Source organism: Pseudomonas trivialis (assembly GCF_036864995.1).
Classification (GTDB): Bacteria; Pseudomonadota; Gammaproteobacteria; order Pseudomonadales; family Pseudomonadaceae; genus Aquipseudomonas; species Aquipseudomonas trivialis.
Genome location: NZ_CP142151.1, coordinates 2,774,946 through 2,797,911 on the forward strand (window position 1 = coordinate 2,774,946; position 22,966 = coordinate 2,797,911).

The 22,966-nt window shown below is 62.4% G+C and carries 10 protein-coding genes; 6 read left to right on the forward strand and 4 right to left on the reverse strand.

The window, feature by feature from the left end:
• Positions 1 to 8: 8 nt before the first annotated feature.
• Positions 9 to 14,822: a filamentous hemagglutinin N-terminal domain-containing protein gene (locus VRB54_RS12040; RefSeq protein WP_338477363.1), complete on the reverse strand. Its 14,814-nt coding sequence runs from the start codon at positions 14,820 to 14,822 to the stop codon at positions 9 to 11.
• Between the two features lie 33 nt (positions 14,823 to 14,855).
• Positions 14,856 to 16,562: a ShlB/FhaC/HecB family hemolysin secretion/activation protein gene (locus tag VRB54_RS12045; protein ID WP_338477364.1), complete on the reverse strand. Its 1,707-nt coding sequence runs from the start codon at positions 16,560 to 16,562 to the stop codon at positions 14,856 to 14,858.
• A gap of 248 nt (positions 16,563 to 16,810) precedes the next feature.
• Between VRB54_RS12045 and VRB54_RS12050 the strand changes: the two genes are divergently transcribed.
• The gene (locus VRB54_RS12050; protein ID WP_338477365.1) at positions 16,811 to 17,548 is read left to right on the forward strand and encodes a hypothetical protein; all 738 of its coding nucleotides are present in this window, start codon (positions 16,811 to 16,813) and stop codon (positions 17,546 to 17,548) included.
• 61 nt (positions 17,549 to 17,609) lie between these two features.
• On the opposite strand, the gene VRB54_RS12055 is transcribed toward VRB54_RS12050, so the two are convergent.
• A complete protein-coding gene (locus VRB54_RS12055; protein ID WP_169793821.1) occupies positions 17,610 to 17,768 on the reverse strand; it encodes a hypothetical protein in 159 nt (52 codons plus the stop codon).
• 112 nt (positions 17,769 to 17,880) lie between these two features.
• Here VRB54_RS12055 and VRB54_RS12060 point away from each other — a divergent pair, with 112 nt between their 5' ends.
• Complete coding sequence (locus VRB54_RS12060; RefSeq protein WP_338477367.1) at positions 17,881 to 18,108, forward strand: hypothetical protein; 228 nt, start codon at positions 17,881 to 17,883, stop codon at positions 18,106 to 18,108.
• 97 nt (positions 18,109 to 18,205) lie between these two features.
• Here the strand turns inward: VRB54_RS12060 and VRB54_RS12065 are convergent, their stop codons facing one another.
• Entirely contained in the window at positions 18,206 to 18,571 is a 366-nt protein-coding gene (locus tag VRB54_RS12065; protein WP_231421315.1) for a histone-like nucleoid-structuring protein, MvaT/MvaU family, read from the reverse strand.
• Between the two features lie 708 nt (positions 18,572 to 19,279).
• On the opposite strand from VRB54_RS12065, the gene VRB54_RS12070 reads away from it, so the two are divergent.
• The 4 genes from VRB54_RS12070 to VRB54_RS12085 are packed head-to-tail and all read left to right on the forward strand — an operon-like array spanning position 19,280 to position 22,958.
• Complete coding sequence (locus VRB54_RS12070; RefSeq protein WP_422396105.1) at positions 19,280 to 20,191, forward strand: methyl-accepting chemotaxis protein; 912 nt, start codon at positions 19,280 to 19,282, stop codon at positions 20,189 to 20,191.
• 10 nt (positions 20,192 to 20,201) lie between these two features.
• Complete coding sequence (locus VRB54_RS12075) at positions 20,202 to 20,570, forward strand: response regulator (RefSeq protein ID WP_024076566.1); 369 nt, start codon at positions 20,202 to 20,204, stop codon at positions 20,568 to 20,570.
• Between the two features lie 25 nt (positions 20,571 to 20,595).
• On the forward strand, positions 20,596 to 20,883 hold the full coding sequence (locus VRB54_RS12080) for an STAS domain-containing protein (protein WP_338477369.1): 288 nt from the start codon (positions 20,596 to 20,598) through the stop codon (positions 20,881 to 20,883).
• A 41-nt stretch (positions 20,884 to 20,924) separates the two neighbouring features.
• Positions 20,925 to 22,958: a chemotaxis protein CheA gene (locus VRB54_RS12085; protein ID WP_338477370.1), complete on the forward strand. Its 2,034-nt coding sequence runs from the start codon at positions 20,925 to 20,927 to the stop codon at positions 22,956 to 22,958.
• The last annotated feature ends 8 nt before the right edge of the window (positions 22,959 to 22,966 follow it).

Below are 22,966 nucleotides of genomic sequence, written 5' to 3' on the forward strand. Positions count from 1 at the left end.
TTCACCTATTAGAATTTTGTTGGATCAGTACAGCCTTTACCACAAGGGTAGCCAGCAGTCACTCTATCACCTACTTTAATAACCTCAACCTTAACTCCATTTACCGTCGCCTGGTGCAATGAGGCGCCATCAGCGCGAGTTGCGATTGCCGGCCCATTTCCAGTGGCTCGTACCGCGTTCATAGTCTCCGCGTCCGACCATGATACTGGGAACAAGGTACTTGTCTTAATTTTCGAAATATTTCCATCCGAAAATTGGGCTACCAGTTTTGAATTTCGACTTCCATCTGCGTTGCTTGATAAAACTTCAACAGCGTAATCCGGATGCACATCGCTTATATCTCCTGAATGAGCGCCTATAATTTCGTTTTTTGGATTTCCTGAGGAAGAGATTTTACGCTCACCGTAAAGTATTTTCTGCTCAACTTCTGGAGATATGAAAGTTTTGCTTATTAGTGAATATGGACCTGCGATCTCATTTGAGGTGAGAGGTCCCCTATCATCTACAGTCGCTTCAAGCTTCTGGCTCGGCAATAGAACCGATGCTCTCTCTCCACTCGCAAGTTTCGCGGCTCCTCTGAACAGCGCAATTTCCAAGGCCGCACGTGCTGCCGCCGTTCCATAATCACGCATCGGGTTAACATCACCCGGATAGGTATCTGAACTGAAAGAATCCAGTACCTTGCCTCCCTGCGTATATTGGTAAGGTGTAAAGAGCTCACCCGTCGCTTGCATACCATCGTGAAAAGACAGCGCACCGCCCAAACCAGAAAGCGCAGGTACGGCACACCCCACTAATGTCACGCAGGCTGGCGTAGACAATATCGCACCACCTAACCCGGCAGCAGCCCCTATAGCCCCCAGGACGGCTCGGCTCGCATTACCCGAGCGAGTAAGCGCTTTGTCATTCTTAAGCAACGCGTCGTTTGCCTTATCCCAACTGCCGTACTCATCGAAAGCGCCCGTTGCCAATAGTTGCTTTTGAGCATCCTTGAAGCCGTTGCCATCCAACTCAAGATCGCGGACATATTTGTAGTTACGATCATCAACTGGAACGGAAGAACTGCATTGCACCAGGGCGCACGCTGCAGCCTTTAATTTGTAAGCGTTGTTTGGATCCTCCTTTTGTAACGCCTCAAGCGCGATTGTTTCCTTCTGGTGCAACTGGCGGTTGTATTGATCCGCCATTTGCGAGACCCAGGACGCCTTGTTGACATCGCCTCCAGCCAGGCCGGCGGCAGTTAAACCTACAATTTGCGCGAACCCTTGTCTCATTTCAGGTTGCTTGTCGAACGTATCGTTCAGGATCTGCGCCATTGCCTGGCTAGCACCCGCAGCGATTGCGCCAGTCTTGAAATCACCACCTGTAGCACTGGCAACCGCGCCGCCAAATAATGCGTGCATGGAGACACGGGCGGGTCCACCTTCTGCCCACGCTGCCATACCGTTGATATCACCGGCCGCCTTGGCGGCCTGCCAATGCTCTTGAGCGTAATTGCCTACATAATTGAATGCTGTCGCAGCCACAACGTTTCCAGCCTGCGCAACCAAGCCACTTGTAATGTTTTGGCCTAAGCTTCCGCCACTGATCGCAGTCTGGATGGTTCCAGCAGCCACCCCTTGTGCTGCAGCATGAATCGCAAATCCGCCAATCCCTTCCAGCGATTTCAGATCAAATCCTTTGGTCAGGTTATTGAACGGCGCAGTCGTCCCTCCCAAATAGGGATCAATGACACCTGTCGTAAAACCGCCAGTGATCCCCGAAATCGCCGCATTCTTTAAGCTGTTACTGCTAAAGGTGTCCTTGAAAGCGGCCCCGAGGTTTCCTTTGTTGTTAATAACGCTAACCGCACCTGTACCGGCCATTGACGTAACCGCAGCCGTAGCCATCGCATTGCCCCAACCGGCAGCCGTGAACTGAGCCCCAGCGGCCAAAGCCTGTGATGTAGTAGCTGCAGCCATTGTCATTCCGGAGCCAGCCCCCGCTCCCGCAGCACCACCTATCGCCGCACTGGCCGTGCCGGCAGTCAGAACCGTCACGATGATGATGATCGCCAGCATCGCTCCCTGCCCAAGGCTGGAGTTACTGTACTTGTAAGAGTCGTGCGTCTCCTTGATCAGCTTCCAGTCAACATCGCCACGCTTCTCGGCGTCTTTCAACCACGCCATCTGCGGATCAGCCTGCACCATCGCATCAATGGCCTGGCTAACCGTCTGCTGATTCACCTGCTTCACATCAATATGCAGCCCATCCAATGCTTTGATGACAACGTCACCTTTCGCCGCCATCTGCGTTTGCCTGAACGTTTCGTCGGTATTGCCCTTACCGCTCATGCTGTTCCAGGCGAGGCTCGATTTGCTTTTTGAATGGTTCTCCTGATCCAGGTCCTTCACGCCCTCGAAGTTGATTCCTCCACCACTTTGCAGGGTCAGGTCTTCACCGCTTTCCAGCTTGGCCGCTTGATAGCGTTGATCGCCGCCGCTAACCAGCGCGACGGCGCCACCGCCCTTGACCTCGCTTCCCACATTGACGACCTTGGTCACTTCATCGTGCTTGGTCTGCTTACTACCCCAACTCCCCTTCTTCTTCATGTCATACAACGAATAATCACTGTCCTGCGCCGCCAGCACATCCAGCCGATCACCCGCCACCAGATACGCCTCATCCCCCGCCGTCACCCGGCTGGAAATCAGCGCCATGTCATTCCCCGCGCTCAGGCGGATATCCGCCCCGGCGCTCACGACAGTGCCGACCTGGCTGACGTGATCTTCCTGGGTGGTTTTCTTTTTGCTCTTGGCCAGCGAGTGGTCCTCGTCCGCTGCCGAGGCCAGGTTCATGTCTTCTCTGGCCGACAGGCCAATATCGCGCTTGGCGTCGATCACGCTGGCGATGGCGTTGAGGTCGCGCCCGGCGTTCATCTGCACATCGCGGCCGGCGCTGACGGTTGAACCGCTTTGCGTGGTGTTGGAGGTGTGTTTCCACATGCCTCCGTCGCCGGAGTCGAGGGTTTGCGTGGCGACAATATTGATATCCCGCCCAACATTGATCAGCGTATCCGCCCCGCTCTTCAGCACACTGCCACTGTTGGTGAAATCGCGGCCCGCCTTGATCGTCAGGTCGTTGGCCGCTTCCACGCGGGCCGCGTCGCCGAAGTAGCTGCGGTTGTCCTCGCCCATGCCCAGCCCGGTGAGGCTGCGTTCGTTGATCACATCGCCCTTCACGGCCGTCAGCGTCACGTTCCGCCCGGCGATCACGCCGCCGGACTGGTTGACGAGGTTGTTGCCGGCCAGCAAGTCCAGGCGGTTGCCTGCTTCAATGCGGCCGCTGTTGATCAGGTCGTTGCCGGCGGCGGCCGAGAGGTTGTTGCTGGCGCGCAGGGTGCCGGCGTTGGTCAGGTCCTTGCCAGCGATCAGGTTGACGTCCTGGCCGGCGATGAGCGCGCCGTTGGAGGCCAGGCGCTGGTCGGCGCTGGCGAGGTAGAGCACCGGCACCAGGACTTTTTCGCCGTTCACTTCGTGCTCTTCCAGCCACACGATGTCGTGGGTCAGCGCGGCGACCTGTTCGCCGGTCAGCGACACGCCCACCGAGAGGCCGAGGCTCTGTTTGCTGTGGATGGCGTTGTCCATCAGGTAGCGGAACAGTGCATCGTCGGAGGTCTGGCCGTCGAGGAAGCGTTGACCGGTGCGGGCGACGACGGCCTGTTGGATCAGGCGCTGTTCGTAGAGGCCGTCGCCGAGGCGTTTGGCGCTGTCGTCGGGGTTGTAGCCGAGGCCGGCGAGCAGGTAGTCCGAGCTGACGAATTGCTTGAGGTCGGTGAGGACCGGGTTGGTTTCGATCAGGTATTTGTGGGGTTGCGAGGCGGCTTGCGGGGTGGCGAGGCCTTGCACGCGGTTGATGGTTTGGGTAGCGACGGACGTGCTGCTGTCCACGGCCTGCGGGGTGACGCCGGGGATGTTGACGGGCGCGCTGCGGGTGGTGGCGACGGTTGTATCGCGAGACGCGTTCGACAGGCCGGGCTGAGCGGTGGTCGCCGGCGCGGTGATCGGGGTGCTGGCGTCACGTGCGGCAGGCGTCAGGCCAGGCACGTTGAGGTCCGGGCGAGACACCTGGGTGGTGTCGCCATTGCCGTGGTTGATTGCAACGTCCGCGGTCCGCCCCGGTTGCCAGGCGCTGCTGTCGGTGTTGCCCGCAACGTTGATCGCGCTGGCGTTGGCGTTGATGCCACCGGCTTCGCGGGCGGTCAGCACAACCTGATGCACGCCGGCGGCGGTTGGCGCGGCATCGGCGATCTGGAAGCTGCGGCCCGATGTGGCGGGCGCAGATTGCTGACGTTGCGCCACGCCGACGCTGGCGCCGCCCAGGGTCCAGCTCTGCGGGCCGGTAGCGCCGCTTACCTGGCTGTCGTTGGCGGCCTGGCCGCTGAGACGGAACAGGCCGTTTTTGCCGGTGGGCAGGCTGAAGCCAGGCAAGGCAATCGGGTTGACCTGTTGCAGGGCAAGGCCGGGCGGCAGTTCGCGGTTGATGGTGACCATGACCGCCGTGTTGCCGCTGACCTGGGTGGCGCCGACCCGCGATGCATTGCCGCTGACGGCGACGTTTTGGCGCACCACGCTGTTGGTGAGGTTTTGCGTGGCATTGATGCTCACGGCGCCGCCGGCTTGAACCACCGCATTGGCCGCACTCGAGGCGCCGACGGTGGTGCTGTTGAATGGCCGGGCACCGACCATTTCCCAAGGGCCATCGGCGGCGCCGATGCTTGGATCAACCGATCGAGCGGTCGCGACGCTCAGCGGGCCGTACTGAGTGGTGCCGTTGGTATCGTCACGACCATTGCGCCGGTTGACCACACGCACGATGGACTCGGTGCCATTGCTGGTCCACGCATGGATAGTGGGTGCAGATGCATTGTAGGAAGGATCATGACCACGGTTGTAGTTCATCACCGTCACCATGAAGCGTGACAGGTCGTAGGGGTTCACATCGCCGTAGGTGTAAGAACGGCGCAGGGTGTATTCGCCGACCGAGGCCCCTTCGTTGGTGAAGTTCTGCAAGGCGAAGTTGATGTTGCCGCCGGCGGTGAGAGTTGAGTTCGTGTTGCTGAAGTCGCCACCTGCGACTGTGAAATTTCGCCCGGCCGTCATGCTGGCCGAGGCCGAGTCTGCAACGATCTGCGACTTGAAGTTCTGCGCCCACACCAGGTAACTATCGGCGGTGCGGTTGGTGTCAATCGACGCACAAATGCTGCACTGCACGCCGATATAACTGGATACCAGCCCGCCGGTGGTGGTGAACACATCCTTGCGGTTCTCGATACGCGCCGCCGCCAGCTTCAGGTCACCGCCACTCTCGATCGTCGCCGACAGGTTGTTGATCGCGCTGCTCTGACCGTCGTTGTCATCCCTGGCGATGCTCACGTTGCCCAGACCGTAAACGTCGGCAAAGCGGTTGGTGAAGGTGTCGACCCGCAGCGCCATGTCGCCGCCGCTGAAAATCAGGCTGTTCTGGTTCAACAGGGTCGAGCCGGCCAGACGCAGATTGCCGGTGCTGCCCAGGGTGCCGCTGTTGTTGATCGTGGCTGCGCTGACGGTCAGGTCGGTGGCCGAGGTGATCCGGCCTTCATTGGCCAGGGTGTCGCCCACGCTGATGCGGCTGCTGCCGCCACTGGCGATGCTTGCCTGTTGCGCAACGGTCAACTGCGCGGCGGTGAGGTCCAGCGCGCCCACGCTGCTGATACGCCCGCTGCCCCCGTAGCCACCGGTCAACTGCAACCCCAGGCTGCCATCGCTGGCGATCAGGCCGTGGTTGGTCCACTCGCCGCCCTTGCCTTCCAGGCGCGATGACGCCAGCAACTGGCCGGTTGCGGTCTGGGTAAAGGTGCCGACGTTGACGTATAAGCGCCCCGCCTGGATTACGCTGCTGTTGGTCCAGGTGTCGGCGTTGAGGGTCAGGCCGCCACGGGTGACGATGTTGCCGCCGGCGGCGGTGACGTTGGGCAGGGAGATATCAAACTCGCCCTCCCCGCTGTGCAACAACTGGCCGCCGTTGTTCTGGAACGAAGCAGCCGCGAGGCTCAGGTCGGTGTTGGCGGTTTCAACGAGGCCGTTGCGGTTGTCGAACAGGTTGCCGATCTGGAACTGGGTCTTGCCGCTGCGCGCCAGGGCACGCAGTTTGCCGCCTTGGTTGGCCAAGTCACTCGCCTGCAGGGTCAGGGTCTCATCGCTTTCGATCACCCCTGACTGGTTGTTCAGTTGCCCGGTGAGGCCAAGGTCGATGCGCTGGTCGGCGATTTGCCCGTTGCCGTTGTCCAGCGAGGCGCTGCGCACGAGCACCGCCCCGTTGGCGTACAGCCCGCCGTAAGTATTGAGCATGCGCGTGGCGCGGATGACGGCGTCGCCGTTCTGCGCGGCGATGCGGCCTTGCCCGTTGTCGACGGTAAGCGCGACCAGGTTGATGCGCTGGCCCTGCACCACACCGGCCTTGTTCTGCGCCAGGCCGTTGAGCAAGCTGGCATTCAAGTTGGCGTCCACCAGCCCGGTCAGGCTGGCCACGCTACCGCCCTGGTTGCTCAGGGTATTGGCTTTGATCACTGTGTCGCCGGTTTGCGCCAGCAGTTTGCCGCCCTGGTTGTCGATGTCGCCGTTGATGTCGAGGCTCAGGCCGCTTTGGCCTTGCACGGCGCCGCCGGCATTGGTGAGGCCTGCGGTATTGATGTTCAGGTCGGCTTCCTGACTGTAGATCAAACCGTCGGCATCGTTTTGCAGCAGGCCGGTGCTGCTGATCGCCACGCGACTTCTCGCAGCGATGGTGCCGCGCTGGCGGTTGTCGAAGCCGCCGGCCAGCAGGGTCAGCAGGCCCTGGCTGACCATCTGCCCGCCCTGGTTGTTGACCTGTGTCGCGCGCTGCAACAGCAGCGGGCCGGCGCTGGCCAGTTTGCCATTGGTGTTGGTCAGCGCGCCCAGCAGGTCGAGGGTCATGCGGTCGTTGCCGGCGACGGTGCCGCCGCTGTTGTCGAGGTCCGAGGCCGTGACGGCCAGAGCTTTTTGCGCATTGATCGTGCCGGCCTGGTTGCCCAGGCTCAGCGCTTGCAGATCAAGTTCGGCGCCGCTGTCGATCAGGCCGCCGCTGCCGTTGTTCAGCGCGCCACTCACGCCAAGGCGTTGCCCTGCGCCGCTGGAAAGAATGCCGCCGCTGTTATCCAGGCGCGCAGCGGTAAGGTCCAACCGCCCCTGGCTGACCAGCGCACCCGCGCCGGTGTTGAGCAGTGCGCCGGTGAGACGCACATCCACTGCGCCGTTGCGGCTCGACAGCGTGCCGTTATTGCGGTTGTCGAGGCTGCCGCCGGTCACGCTCAAGCCCTGCCAGCCGGACAGCAGACCGCCCTGGTTGAGCAGCGTTGCGGCGTTCACCGACAGCAACTGGCTGCTGATCAACTTGCCGCCGGTGTTGTTCAGGGTATTGAGGTTCAGCGTGAGGTTTTGCCGGGTCGACAGTTCGCCGTTCTGGTTGTTGATTTCGCCCACGCGGTTCAGCACCAGCGCGCCCTGGGCGGCGATCAGGCCGTTGCGGTTATCCAGGTCGGTGTTGTCCAAGTCCAGGGTCACGCCTTCGCCGCCGACGATTTGCCCGCCGTTCAGGGTCAGGCCGCTGAGTTTCAGGTCCAGCGTGCGCTTGGCCGACACTTCGCCGCCGCTGCCGGTGCCGAGGGTGCCTGCCGCGAGGTCCAGAGTGCCTTGGCTGTTGATCAGGCCACGGGCGGTGTTGTCCAGGGTCGCCGCAGTGAGCACCGCGCGGCTGCCGCCCAACAGCGTGCCGCCCTGGTTGTTCAGCAGGCCGTCACTGGTCAGTTGCAGCTCGCCCCGGCCGTTGAGCGTGCCGCCCTGGTTATTCAGGGTGCCTGCGCGCAGGTTGAGGTTGGCGGCGCCGACCAGGCCCTTGATGTTGGCCAGCGCCTGGCTGATGCGCAGCGTCAGGTCGCCATTGCTCAGCAGCCTGCCGCTGCTGTTGTCCAGGCTTTGCGCGGCCAGGGTGAAGGCCTGGTCGCTGGAAATTTCACCGCTCTGGTTGTCGACGCCGGTGAGGTTGCTCAGCAGCAATGCGCCGCTGGCATTGATCAGGCCTTCCCGGTTAATCAATTGCCCGTTGCTCAGGTCGAGGCTCAGGCCGGCCTGGCTGAACAGCTTGCCGGCCTGCTGGTCGAGGCCGCTCACCGTGGCGCTCAGCGCTTTGACGCTGCCGATGCTGCCGCCGTTGTTCAATTGGCCGGTGGCCAGGCTCAAGCTGTCGCCGCTGGTGAGGCGCCCGGCCTGGTTATTCAGGGTGCCGGTGGTGACGCTGACCGGGCCTTTGCCGCTGATGCTGCCTTGCTGGTTGCCCAGGTTGGCACTGCGCAGTATCAGGCCGGCGTCCGTCACCAGCTCGCCGCCCTGGTTGTTCAGATCGGCGCGGGTGGTGACGTCAAGGGTTTGCGCGCTGGAGAGGCTGCCTTGGGTGTTGTCCAGGCTGCGCGCCTTGACGTCCAGCGAGCCTTCGCTGCTCAGCAGGCCTTGCTGGTTGGTCAGGTCACCGGTGAGGTTCACCACCAGCGGCTGTTGACTGAGCAGCTTGCCGCCGCTGTTATCCAGCGCGGTGCCTGTCAGGGTGAGGCGCTGACCGTTCAGTTGGCCGCGCAGGCGGTTGAACACCTGCTCCACCACCAGGCTCAAGCCTGCGGCGGCGAAGACTTTGCCGCCGTCGCTGTTGTCCAGGCGCTGGCCGGTGAGGTCAAGGTCGGCGTTGCTGGTCAGCTCACCGCCGCGGTTGTCGACGTCACCCACCTTCAGCGTCAGGGTTTTGGTAGCGCCCAGCAGGCCCTTGCGGTTGTCGAGGCTGGCAGCGGTCATCAACAGGGTGTCGGTGCTGAGCAACTGGCCCTGCTGGTTGTCGATGCGACCGGCGTTGACGGTGACCTTGGCCTTGCCCGCCATTTCGCCCGCGCGGTTGTCGAGGGTCGACGCCGTCAACAGCACGTCGGCGTCGCCGATCAGGCTGCCACGCTGGTTGTCGATCAGGCCGTCAGCGCTGACGTCCAGGCTGCCACGGCTGCTGAGCAGGCCGTCGCTGTTGTCGAGGCTGGCGCTGTGGGCCGTGAGGCCGACTGCACTGATGCTGCCTTTAATGTTGGCCAGCGCCTGCTCGATGCGCAGCGCCAAAGCCTGGTTGCTGATCAGCTTGCCACTGCTGTTGTCGAGGCTGCGGGCCGCGAGGGTGAAGGCGCTCTGGCTGGAGATTTCACCGTTGCGGTTATCCACGCCGCCGAGGTTTTTCAGCACCAGCAGCGGCGCGTTGATCACGCCGGCGTTGGTCAACTGGCCTTGATGCAGGTCCAGGTTCAGTTGGCTGCTGCTGAACAGTTCGCTGCCGCTGGACTGGGTCAGGCTGGCCAGGTTCGCGGTCAATACGCCGCCGCTGGCGATGCGCCCGCCGTTGCTCAGGTCGGTGGCCGTAAGGTCGAGGCTGTTGGCGCTGATCACGCGCCCGCCCAAGCCGTTGTTGAGTTGCCCGGTGGTCAGGCTGGCGGCGCCCTGGCTTTTCAGCAGGCCCTGGGCGCTGTTGTCCAGGCTGGCGCTGCCCAGGGTGAGTGCCTGTGCAGATTCCACCACGCCGCCCACATTGAGCAGTTCGCCGTCGCTGGTGAGGGTCAGGTCGCCGGCACTGGACAGGCTGCCGCCGCTGTTGTCCACCCGCTGCGCATGCAGTTGCAGGACGCCTTCGCTGCTGAGCTTGCCGTGCGTGTTGTCCAGCGCGCCCGAGAGTTGCAGCGCCAGCACCCGCTGGGCGGCCAGTGTGCCGTCGCGGTTGTCCAGGTGCGCAGCCTTGAGGTTGACCTGCTGGGCAAACACCAGCCCCTTGGCCTGGTTGATGACGTCGGCCACCGCCAACTCCAGCGCGGTACCGGCCAACACCTTGCCGCCGCTGTTGTCCAGGCGTTGTCCACTGAGCTGTGCCTTGAGCTGGCCGGAAATTTCCCCAGCGCGGTTGTCCACGCGCTCAACGTTGAGTTGCAGCGCTTGGGTGGCGCCGACCAGCCCGCCGTTACGGTTATCCAGGTCGTTGCCGGCAAGGTTCAGGTTGCCCTGGGCGACAAATTCGCCGCCCTGCTGGTTCAACACGCCGACCGTGGCATCCAGATCGGCCTGGCTGGCGATACGGCCCTTGCTGTTGTCTGCGGTGTCCAGCGTCAGGCGCAACGGCCCGACCGCGCTGATCAGGCCGCCCTGGTTGTTCAGCGATTGTGCGCTGAGGGTTTGCGTCTGCCGGCCGTTGAGCACACCGCCACGGTTGTCGACGCTGCCGGCCGTCAGGCTCATGTCGCCCTTGGACAACACGCGGCCCTTGGCCTGGTTATCGAGCAGGCCCTGGAGCTGCACCGTCAGGCTGCCATCGCTAACCAGATTGCCGGACTGGCTGTTATCCAGGCTCGCAGCGTTGACCTGCAAGTGCTGCCCGGCCCCGAGCGTGCCGCCCTGATTGAGCAACGTCCCATGGGTGGTCAGGTTGAGGCTGACGTCGCCCATGACCTGCCCGTTGCGGTTGTTCAGGGTCATGGCGTCGACCACGCTGGCGCCGGCGCTGGACACTTCGCCATTGCCGTTAAGCCACTCGCCGGCCACGGTCAGGCCGAGGTCCTTGGTACTGTTGAGCACGCCGTCAGTGTTATCCAGCTGGGCTGCCTGGGCGCTGAGGCCGGCGGCGGCGATCACGCCCTTGAGGTTGACCAGGGCCTGGTCAACGGTGAGGGTCAGGGCCTGATCGCTCAGCAGTTTGCCGTTGCTGTTGTCCAGGCTTTGTGCCGTCAGGGCGAATGCGTGTTCGCTGGAGATTTCGCCGTTTTGATTGACGACGGTGGCGAGGTTTTTAAGCACCAGGACGCCGGGGGTGTTGATCAGGCCGGCGCTGTTGTCGAGCACGCCGTGGTTCATGTCCAACGTCAGGCCGGCGCCGCTGCGCAGTGTGCCTTGCTGGTTCAGCAGCGGACCGTTGAGCAGCAGGCTCAGGTTGCGTTTGGCGTAGAGGTTGCCCTTGAGCTGGTTGTTCAGGCGTTCGGCGCTCAGCTGGATGTTGCCGTTGGCGAGTACCTTGCCGCCGGCGCTGTTATCCAGTTGGCGGCCATCGACCGCCAGATCGGTAACGCTGGACACTTCACCGGCACGGTTGTCCAGGCTGTCGACGGTCAAGGTCATGACCTCGCCCGAGTTGAGCAGGCCGCTGCGGTTGTCCAGGCCCGTCCCCGTCACACTGAGCTGCCCCGCAGCAGTGACGCTGCCGGCGCGGTTATCGAGTTGGCCGATGGTCAGCGCGAGGTCACGCTTGCCGGTGATGCGGCCAGCGTTGCGGTTATCAAGGCTGGCCGCGCTCGCCTGCAACAGGCCGGCGGAGGCCAGCAGCCCGGTCTGGTTGAGCCATTGGCCGCTGATCAACGCATTCAAGGTGCCGTCGCTGGTGAAGGTGCCGCCGGTGTTGTCGAGGCTCGCGGCGCGCACATCCGACGCCTGCCCGGCGAGCAGGCGGCCGTTGCGGTTGCTGAGGGCGCCCGCTTGGTTGAGGGTCAGGCGCTGGTCGGCCTGGATCAGGCCGCTGCCGTTATCCAGCAACGTGCCGCTCAGCAGGGTGTTGGCGCCGAGGATCTGGCCCTGGCGGTTGTCCAGGTCGGTGGCAATGTGAGCACTCAGGTCATCGCGCGCGCTGAGTTTGCCAGCGGTGTTGATCAGGCTGTTGGCGCGCAGGTCCAGGCCGCTGGCGGCGATCAGGCCTTGGCTGTTGTCCAGCGCCTGGGCGATCAGGACCTGCAGCCCTTGCTCACTGAGCAATTTGCCGCCGCGGTTGTCGAGGCTGTCGGCGGTGAAGTTCAGCGCCTGGGCACTGGAGAGTTCGCCGCCCTGGTTGTTGACGCTGTTGAGGTTGCGCAGCAGCAATGCGCCGGGCGCGTGGATCAGGCCGCCCTGGTTATTGAGGTGACCGTGGTTGAGGTCCAGGTTGACGAGGGCCTGGCTGTAGAGGTTGCCTTTGAGGCTGTTGTCGAGGCTGGCGGCGCTGACCTGCAGTTGGCCGATCGCACTTAACAGGCCGGTCTGATTCAGCAGTTGCGCGCTGATCAGTGCACTCAATTGCCCGTCACTGGTCAGCTTGCCGCCGCTGTTGTCCAGGCTGCCGGCGCCGATGGCAACGCCCTGCCCCGCGAACAAGGTGCCTTGACGGTTATCGAGCAGGCCGGCGCTATTGAGGGCGAGCGAGGTATCGCCTTGCATCAGGCCCTGGCGGTTATCCAATGACGCGCTGTTGACCGACGCGGTGCGGGCCAGCAGCTTGCCGCTGCGGTTATCCAGTGCAGCATCGACCTGTGCGAGCAGGCCTTCGCCGGCGCTGAGGGTGCCGCTCTGGTTACCCAGGCTGCCGGCCTGAATATCGAGGTTTTTCGCCGACACCAGCCCTTGGGTGTTGTCGAGGGCGCGGGCGATTCGCAGGGTCAGCGCCTGTTCGCTGAGCAGCCTGGCGTTGGTGTTATTCAGCGCTGTGGCGGCCAGGGTGAACGCCCGAGTGCTGGAAATTTCGCCGCCCTGATTGTCGACGCTGTCGAGGTTGCTCAGCAGCAACTGGCCGGGAGCGTTGATCAGGCCGCCCTGGTTGTTCAAATGCCCGCCGTTGAGGTCGAGGCTGACATCGCCCTGCCCGAAAAGCCGGCCATCGTTGTGCTGGTCCAGGCCGGTGACACTGGCAGTGAGCACCTGACCGCTGCTGATGCGCCCGCCTTCGCTGTTGTCGACCTGACCCGCGTTCAACCCAAGCCGAGCGTTGCCGCGCAGGTTGCCCTGCTGGTTGTTGAGCGAACCGGCCACTTGCAGCGTGAGGGTGTCGGCGAGCAGCGTGCCCTGACGGTTATCCAGGCTACCCAGGCGCAGGCGCGCGTCGCCCTTGGCGGCGAACAGGCCGGCCTGATTGAGCAACTGGCCGGCGATGGCGGCGCTCAATGTGCCGTCGGTGGTGAGCTTGCCGGCGCTGTTGTCGAGGCTGGCGGCAGTCAAATCGAATGCACTGCCGGCGGCCAGGGTACCGCGCAGGTTGGTCAGCGCCGCGCTGGTGATGGTCAGGGCATGATCGCCCTGGACGGTGCCATCGCTGTTGTCCAGCGCGCCGCTGCCGACGACGAGGTCGGTGGCAACCAGCTTGCCGTTGCGGTTATCCAGGTTGCCGGCGGTCAATTGCGTCGACTGGCGCGCGGTCAGGCGACCGCTTTGGTTATCGATCAGTCCTGTTGCGTTCAGGTTCAGCGATTGCCCGGCCGACACCAGGCCTGCCACGTTATCCAGCGTATCGAGTTGCAGCGTGACCTGCGCCTGGCTCGACAGCTCACCGTTGCGGTTGATCAGTTGGCCGATGTTCGCGGAGAGTGTACCGGTGCTGCTGACCAGGCCGCTCTGGCTGTTGGTCAATTGCGCGGCGTTGATGCCAAGGCTGTCGGCGCTCAGGATTCGGCCCTGATGCTGGTTGTCGATCTGCGTGGCTGTCAGCTGCGCGCCACGTTGTGCACTCAAGGTGCCGCCCTGGTTGACGAGTTCGCCGGTGTTGACGCTGAGGTCACGGCTGGCGATCACTGTCTTGCCACTGTTGTTGACCGCCTGCGCCGTCAAGCGCACATCGCCCTGGGCATTGCGGCTGTTATCGGCGTTGACGCCAGCCTCGACGATGCCGTTGTTGCTCAGGCGCCCGCCGGCATCCAGCGTGATGCTGTCTTTGGCCGCGAGGGTGTGCTGATTGGTCAATGCGCCCTGGGTGTTGATCGACAAATCGGTGCCTGCGTAAACCGCGCCTTTGGCTTCCACGCTTACCGCTTTGACGGCGACGGCGGTGCCAGCCGTGGTCGTGCCCATCACCACATTGCCGGCGGCATCGATCTGAATATCACCGCCTGCGACCATGTCGCCGGACAGCCGCACCCCCACACCCGCCTCGGTGCCGATCAACTTCACCGCACCGACGTACATGCCGCCCAGCGCCGACGAGTCAATCGCCAGGTCCGGCGCCGCGCTGCCATCTGCCGCGCGCGCCGTGGCTTTCAGGGTGCGTGCGTCCACGTCGTTACGACCGGTGACGAGGGTGAGTTTCTTTGCCTGGATCTGCGCGTTGAGGGTGGCGGCGCGGGTGATGATTTCGAACTGGTCGACGTTGGTGGCGTTAAGGCCGGCGCCTTCGATGGCGACGCTGCCCTGGTCGACCTGATAGCGGCTGACCTGGCCGTTGTCGATCACCGCTTTACCGGTGGTCAGGGTCACTTGCGGCGTGTTGATAAAACCGCAGCCGTTGCAACTGATGCCATAGGGGTTGGCCACGATCACATGGGCCGACTGCCCCGCCACTTCGGTGTAGCCGCGTAACTGGCTGGGGCCGGCGCCGTTGACTTCGTTGAGGATGACGTTGGCGGCGCTGCCCTTGAAGTTCGGGTTGCCAACGATGAGGCCGCCCAATTGGGTGGCCTGGGTGCGGTCGGTGGCGTTGTTGAGGATGACGCCGTTGGCTGCGACGTTGTAGTCCTGAAACTGGTTGTGAGACAGACCGTTGGCGTTGGGCGCCGCGATGTTAACGATGGGCACGCCATTGCCCGCCTGGCCGAGCGTGGTGCCCGGCGCGCTGACCACGATGCCGTCCGCCTGGGCCAGCAGTGGCTGCCAGAACATCGCGTTGGCCAGGATCAACGCCAGCCCGCGCTTGGGCAACCCGAGGAAACTGGAGCGGGTTTTCAGGGCTGCAGAAGGTTGGCGCGCGAGGAAGGCGAACTGGCGAACATCCATGTCAGGTCTCGATGCCCGAAGGCGGTAAAGGTGTTAAAGGAAAAAATCCAGGCGGAAGTAAATCGGCGCTTCACGTTCGGTGATCACGCCGGGTCGTTCCAAAGAATGTGCAAAGGTCACGCTGGCCGCGACGTTCTTGCCGCGTGCAAACAGATCAAGGGAATTGCTGCTCATGCGCCCGTGCTGGTCGCCGTTGAAGCGGTCGCGGCTGATCACGCCCTGGTCGTAACCCAGGCTGGTGCCGTACTCGCTGAACAGCGGTTGCAGCCAGGCCCAGGTCACCGGGCGGCTCCAGCGCAGGTCGTTGCGCCAGTAGCCTCCGCTGTCGCCGGAGAGCATCTGGTCGCGGTAGCCACGCACCGACGATTGCCCGCCGAGGCTCAGGCGCTGCGCGCTGAACAACACGTCTTCGCTGTGCTGGCCGGTCATCAGGCTGCTGAAACTGAAGGCCTCGCCCCACAGTTTGAACGGGTACAGGTAACTCAGCGTGGCGGTGTATTTGCGGTAGCGCGCATCGGCCTGGCCCGCCCGTGGGTTGTGGTTGGCCTGGGCGTCGAAGGCACCGATACCGTCCTGCATGCCCAGGTCGATGTTGAGAAACGACGCGCCGATGCGTCGCCCATGGTTGATGCCGAACTGCGCTTCGCTCAGGCGGTTGCTGCTCAGGGCCAGCTTGCTGTCTTCGATGAAGTTGTTGGTGCGCAGGTAGGCCACGCCGGTGCTGAGGGAGGTTTTGCTGAGGGCGTCGCGGTGGATCACGCGCTCCAGACGCAGTTGGTGGTTCTGGCTGTCGCCGGTCTGCTTGAAGTTGAAACCGTTGGCCTTGGCCCGGGAGCGGTACTCGCTGTCCGAATAGCTGTAGGTGAGGTTCCACCAGCCGAACGGCAGGCTGTAATTGAGCATCGAGTTGCGCGAGGTGCGCTGGTGATCGCTGACCGCATCGTGGCCGCCGCGCAAGGATAACTGATCGGCCAGACCCAGCGGGTTATCCCAGTCCAGGTTGGCGCCCCACTGCTGTTCGCCGGTGCTGCGCTGGCCGCCGTTGTGGCGCGACAGCCCGACGCGCCAGGGCTTTTGCGGGGTGTTCTTGACCAGCACGTCGCTGCCGCCCACAGTCTTGCCCGGTGCCAGCTCCATCTGCGCCTGGTTGGACGGCAGGCGGTTCAACTGGTCGACCATCTGCTCGATTTCCCGCAGGTTGAGCAATTGGCCCTGCTTGCCGGGGAAGCTCATCGCCAGTTGGCGGTCGGTGATGCCACTGCCTTCAGCGCCTTTCAAGCCTTCAAGCCTGCCTTCGACCACCTGCAGCTTGAGGTGGCCACTGGAAAGATCCTGTTGCGGCAGATAGGCACGGCTGGTGACCAGGCCTTTGGCGAGGTAGCGGTCGGTGATGACCTTGAGCACCGCGTTCAATTGCGGCACGCCCAGGCATTGGCCGATATAGGGCTTGATCAGCTCGGCGCGCTCGCCTTCGGACAGCGCGTCGGCACCGGCCAGTTCGATGGTTTTGATCGGGAAGCAACGGCTGTCGACAGGGGTTGCCGGCGTGCCGGACGCTGCGGATTTACCGGGCAGGTCCTTGAGGTCTTCGAGGCGTCGTTGCTGTTCTTCGAGCAGACGGTCCTGGCGGTCACGAATCAGATCGGTGACACCGGGCGTGTCCTGCGGGGCTGCGGCCGCCGTGAGCCAGAAGAAAACGGACAGCAGGCTGAGCCCGGTCCGGTGTAACGAACGCCACATTGTCAGATCCCTCTTTATGGCCTAGTGCCATCAATGGGCGGCGATCATAAAGTGGCAATATAGTGGCGTCAATTAAATGTACGAATCTGTTCCAGTGACAGACTTCACAAAAACAAACTCTTTAATCTTCCCCTCCTCAAGTTTCATAAAGGCAGGAACGGGATCCTTCAGAATTTTCCCGCAGATCGACACGTATGAACGTGTCATCAGCGCAACGCTTACGCGGAAAAATCGAAGGGGTTCACCTGATGCACTTGATCACTAATCTTGGTGATGTGGCAGCTCTGCGGCAAAAAATTGTCGACGACGTTGCACAAAGAGGTTTTACATCATTGCGCGGCCTTATAAGCCGCACAGAAATCGCCCAATGCCTCGTGACCATAAATGAGTATGCGAACACCCGAGAACATCTTGCCTCCTCTGGAGTTTCACCTGCCCAGATCCGCCAGAACATGAGCAAGTGGTCCATCGGCGGCCAAAGTACCTCGCAGAGCAATCTTGCGCGGTTCATGCTGACGATTTACAACCCCTTGTTTCAGGAAGACATGTTCGGGCTGCATAAGCACTTTGAGACGCTGATCGACGTGCGTGACATCCTGGCCGGCCGTGCCAGGCAAAAAGATGAAGATCTCATGCCATCGCGATTCAACGCATGTCGCCTGCAGATCTACCCCGCCGGCGGCGGTTTCATGGGTGCACACACAGACTCCCGTGCCGAGGAAAATCTGCAGAAAGGGTCAGGGCCTTATATACAGCTGGTGATGCTTCTGACGGAGAAAGGACGCGACTACCAACAGGGCGGTGCGTTCGTTATGAAGGACGAGCAATTCGTCGATACCGAGTCCACAAGCCAGGCTGGCGACATCCTTGTATATGACGGCTCTACGATGCACGGCGTCGCGGATATTGATCCTGCAATACGCTTCAATACCAGCGATCTCAAAGGCCGCGTGGTGGCCCTCGCGACAATCTACAACTACAAATAGCTTATAAAAACGCGAAAGCCAGTCGCTGGCGACTGGCTCGGATGCAAGGGCTGCCAGGCACTTACGTTGAGCGGCCCTCGCTTCGGTTTTGTTGTTTTTTAACGCCTTTCCCGTTCTTTCGCTCGTATTGATGGTGGATAAACCACACGACCAGCACCACACCGGCCAGACCAAAAATAAACAGCAACAGCTCTATCGCGGGACCTTCATGTGAAAACATCTTTCGTTCCTCGTCCTGAAGTATCGCGCCGCAAAAACGGGCGCTTCCGAAATTGTTCGTAACAATTCATACATTTCCAGAGTAGACGCCAAAACTGTGCGTGACAACCCCGATGGCGCCAGAACCCTTGATCCAGACGTGTCAGTCGTCGAAAAGCGTTGCTGTATCCGTACTGAAAAAGCGCTGCGGTGCTCGTCTCAAGATGTTGCAAGCTCAGATGGGCAGCGACTCTATCGTCCACCTGCTGACGCTTCCGATGTTCAAGGAATACGCGCTGGTTTTCGGGATCTGGGTTTACAGCCTGCAGTTGCGCACTATTGGCTACTTTTCGAATACGTGATGGACAGACGTGTGTTATTGCGCGGAGCGCTGCCGACGCAATAAAAGTTGAAGCCGAAAAAAGGGGCCATTGCAGGCCCCTTTTGTACACTCAAGTATTACTTGCTCAGCCATGACTCGACAGTGTCGGCGCCATGTTCGGCTTTCCACTCTTTCAAGCCTTTGTGATTGCCACCCTTGGTTTCAATCGTCTCCCCCGTGTGCGGATTCTTGTAGACCTTCACCTGGCGGGCTTTGCGCGTGCCTGCCTTGGGTGCAGCCACCGGAGCACGTCGGCCGCTTTGCGGATCCAGCAAGTTGATCACATCCTTGAGGCTGTAGCTGTACTTGGCGAGCAAATCGCGAAGCTTGGTTTCGAATTCAATTTCTTTCTTAAGACCGGCATCGCCTTTTAAGTTCTCCAGCGCTTGAAGTTGTTCGGCGAGATGTTTTTCGAGTTGGCGGAATTCGGCGAGCTTGGACATGGGCATTTCCTGGAGAGTGGATAATTGTGCGGCACATTCAAATGGACACTTGAATAAGGCAGAAGTATCAATCGAATGTAGCGCGCAACAACAGCGTTTATTTGCGGCGAGCTGACTTATTGTGGCAAGCAGGTTTGTTGTGGCGAGCGGGCTTGCCCCGCGTTGGAGCGCGAAGCGCCCCCAATTAAGAGTCTCTCGGTCTACCTGACACTATGCAGAGCATGGTTTTGGGTCTGCTGCGCAGCCCAACCCGGGGCAAGCCCGCTCGCCACAGTGAAATTTCGACACTGACCGGTCACACGACGTTCATAAACCAGACGGAAGGCACACGCAGACGTCTAAAGTTGTGACGCACCGCGCAGATAACCCCTATGTCGTTTACATCCGCAACACTGTTCAAGGATCGAACTCATGCCCCCGAGTCAACCCAGCCGTACTGCCCTTGCCGGTCATCCGCGTTTTTGTTGGTTTGCTTTCATCCCGGTCATCCCCGCTGTCATCTGGATACTGTCGCAGTCCACTGCCCCGGCCAACCTTGCGGCCTGCGCCGTGCTGGTGTTGGTCGGCCTCGGCGCCTGCGCCTGGAGTGCCCGTGCCCAGCGCGACGCCGTGCACCGCGCCGTCGCGCTGGCAGAGGATTCAGCGGCGCAGGCCGGCTTGCAGGGTGTGGATTCACGCACGCAGCTCGACGAGATCCTGCTCGGCGCCATGCCGATCTGGGCCAAACAAGTGGAAAGCTCGCGGCAGCAGACCGAAGACGCGATCGTGAGCCTGGCCAATCGGTTCACCGGGATTTCCGCGCGGTTGCAGGACACCGTGCAGGCCTCGCAGCACGCCGCTGGCGAGCTGGATGGGCAGGCCGCCGAGGGCGCGCTCAAGGAGCTGGCCAGCAGCGACAGCGAGCTGAGCCAGGTGATCGATTCGCTCAAGGCCACCCAAACCAGCCGTGACCAGACCCTGACCCAGGTGCGCAGCCTCACGGCCTATACCGGCGAGCTGCGCACCATGGCCGCCGATGTCGCGGCCATTGCCGCGCAGACCAACCTGCTGGCGCTCAACGCCGCCATCGAGGCCGCACGCGCCGGAGAAGCCGGTCGCGGCTTTGCGGTGGTAGCCGATGCGGTGCGCAGTCTGTCGAGCAAATCCAGCGAGACCGGCCAGCAGATGTCGGCCAAGGTCGACATCATCAATAACGCCATCACCCAACTGGTGCAGGCGGCGTCCAGCAGTGCCGACCAGGACAGCCATTCCGTTGCCGCGTCCGAGCAGAGCATCCAGCAGGTGCTCGAGCGCTTCCAGAACATCACCGGGCGCCTGGCCGACTCTGCCGACCTGCTCAAGCAGGAAAGCTACGGCATTCGCGACGAGATGACTGAGGTGCTGGTCAACCTGCAGTTCCAGGACCGGGTCAGCCAGATACTCAGCCACGTGCGCGACAACATGCACGCCCTGCACGAACACCTGTTGCAGGCCAGCCAATCGCCGGACCAGGCGCTGGTCGTCGATGCGCGCCAATGGCTGGCGAGCATGGAGGCCACCTACGCCACCGACGAACAACGCCGCACCCACCATGGCGAAGCGGCCGCGTCACAGAATTCTCAAGACATCACCTTCTTTTAAGGAGCACACCATGGCGAAGAATGTATTAGTGGTCGACGACTCCAGCAGCGTGCGGCAAGTGGTCGGCATTGCCCTGAAAAGCGCCGGTTACGACGTGATCGAGGCCTGCGACGGCCGGGATGCGCTGGGCAAGCTCACCGGGCAGAAGGTCCACTTGATCATCAGTGACGTGAACATGCCAAACATGGACGGCATCACCTTTGTCAAGGAGGTCAAGAAGCTGGCCAACTACAAGTTCACGCCGATCATCATGCTGACCACCGAGTCCCAGGAATCGAAAAAGGCCGAAGGCCAGGCGGCCGGTGCCAAGGCCTGGGTGGTCAAACCGTTCCAGCCGGCGCAGATGCTGGCGGCAGTGTCCAAACTGATCCTCCCCTGACCACTGGCGCCATGGAGGGCCTCCCATGCCGATTACCTGCGAAACCGTTGACGGCACCACCTGCGTGGGCATCGACGGTGAACTGACGATCTACACCGTGGCCGAGGTGGCCGCCGCGCTGCTGCCGCAACTGGGCACGGCGCCGCGCCTGGCGCTCGACCTGTCCCAGGTCACCGAGATGGACGGCGCCGGCCTGCAATTGCTCGCGGTGATCCACCGCGAAGCCGAGCACCGCGGCACTGCCCTGAGCCTGGCGGGCCAGAGCCAGGCGGTCGAGCAAACCTTCACGTTGTGTGGCGGCGTCGCCTTCTAGCGCCCGCCTCCCCGTTCAATGCACGACAAAGGAGTGTCCAGGTGAGTATCAACCTCGATCAGGCACAACAGACGTTCATCGTCGAGGCACGCGAATTGTTGCAGGCCATGGAGCAATCCCTGCTGCAACTGGAAAGCGAGCCTGGCGATCAGGATGCCATCGGCGCGGTGTTCCGCGCCGCACACACCATCAAGGGCTCCGCCGGTCTGTTCGGCCTGGAGCCGATCGTGAGCTTTACCCATATCGTCGAAGACGTGCTGGATCGCCTGCGCGATGCCAGTGTGGCGGTGGACGCCGCGCTGATCGCGGTGCTGCTCAAGTCCGGCGATCACATGCTCGAGCTGATCGACGTGGTGGCCAGCCGGGGTGAAGCGCTGCAAGCGCCGGCGCTCGAGCGCGAAGCAGCGTTGCGCCAGGCGCTGAGTGCCTATCAGGGCGCGGACCACGCGGTGGCCGGCATGCCGATGACTGCCGTGGTCAACGACACCCAGGGCGACGTGCTGTGGCACATTTCCCTGCGTTTTGGCGTGGACGTGTTCCGCAACGGCATGGACCCGCTGTCCTTCCTGCGCTACCTCGACACCCTGGGCCGGATACTGCAGGTCACCACCCTGACCGACCGCCTTCCGCCGCTGGACAGTTGGGACGCGGAAAGCTGCTACCTGGGCTTTGAGATAGACCTGCGCTCGGCGGCCAGCCACGCCACGCTCAATGAAGTCTTCGACTTCGTGCGCGACGACTGTGAAGTGCACATCAGCGCCATCGACGACACACCGTTTGAGGAGCCGCCCAGCGGCACCGAACTGGTGGCGCAATCGGAACACTTGACGCCGGCGCCCCAGCGTGTGGCAACGAGCAGCGAGACAAAACCCCGCGATGGCAACTATGTGAGGGTCAACGCCGACAAACTCGACGAGCTGATCAACCTGGTCGGCGAACTGGTGATCGCCAGCGCCGGCGCCAGCCTGCTGGCGCGTTCGTGCAACAACGACCCGTTGCAGGAGGCCACGTCCACCGTCTCCGGGCTGGTGGAAGAGATTCTCGATGGCGCCCTGCACCTGCGCATGATCCCCATCGGCGACACCTTCAACCGCTTTCGCCGCGTGGTGCGCGACGTCAGCCAGGAACTGGGCAAGGACATCGACCTGCTCATCAGTGGCGCGGAAACCGAACTGGACAAAACGGTGGTGGAAAAGATCGGCGACCCGCTGATGCACCTGCTGCGCAATGCCATGGACCACGGCATCGAAAATGCCGCAGCGCGGCACGCGGCGGGCAAACCGAGCAAGGGCCACCTGAGCCTGAATGCCTACCACGACTCCGGCAGCATCGTCATCGAAATCGCCGACGACGGCGCCGGGCTCAACCGCGAGCGCATCCTCGAAAAAGCCCAGGAGCGCGGGCTGGTCGCCAGCGGCGCGCAGCTCACCGATCAGGAGATTTACAACCTGATCTTCGAGGCCGGGTTTTCCACCGCCGAGGCGGTCACCAACCTATCCGGGCGCGGCGTGGGCATGGACGTGGTCAAGCGCAATATCACTCTGCTGCGCGGCACCGTCGATCTGGACAGTCGCCCCGGCCAGGGCACGGTGGTGCGTATTCGCCTGCCGCTGACCCTGGCGATCATCAACGGTTTTCTGGTCGGCATCGATCAGTCCACCTACGTGATTCCGCTGGACATGGTGCAGGAATGCATCGAGCTGGACGAACACCAGCGCCAGTCGAGCCGCGACCAGGGTTATCTGGACCTGCGCGGCGAGGTGTTGCCGCTGGTGGACCTGCGTGAGCACTTCAGCCACGAAGGCCCGCCGGCGCGGCGCCAGAATGTGGTGGTGGTGCGTTACGCCGAGCACAAGGCCGGGCTGGTGGTGGATGACCTGCTCGGCGAGTTCCAGACCGTGATCAAACCCCTGGGCAAGCTGTTTGGCGCACTGCGCGGCATCAGCGGCTCAACCATCCTGGGCAGCGGTGCCGTGGCGTTGATTCTGGACGTGCCCGCCCTGCTCAGCCAAATCGTACAACTGGAAGCCCGTACAGCCCAGGCGCCTCAGTCGCCCTCGGTCGTCGTCCGCTGATGTATTTG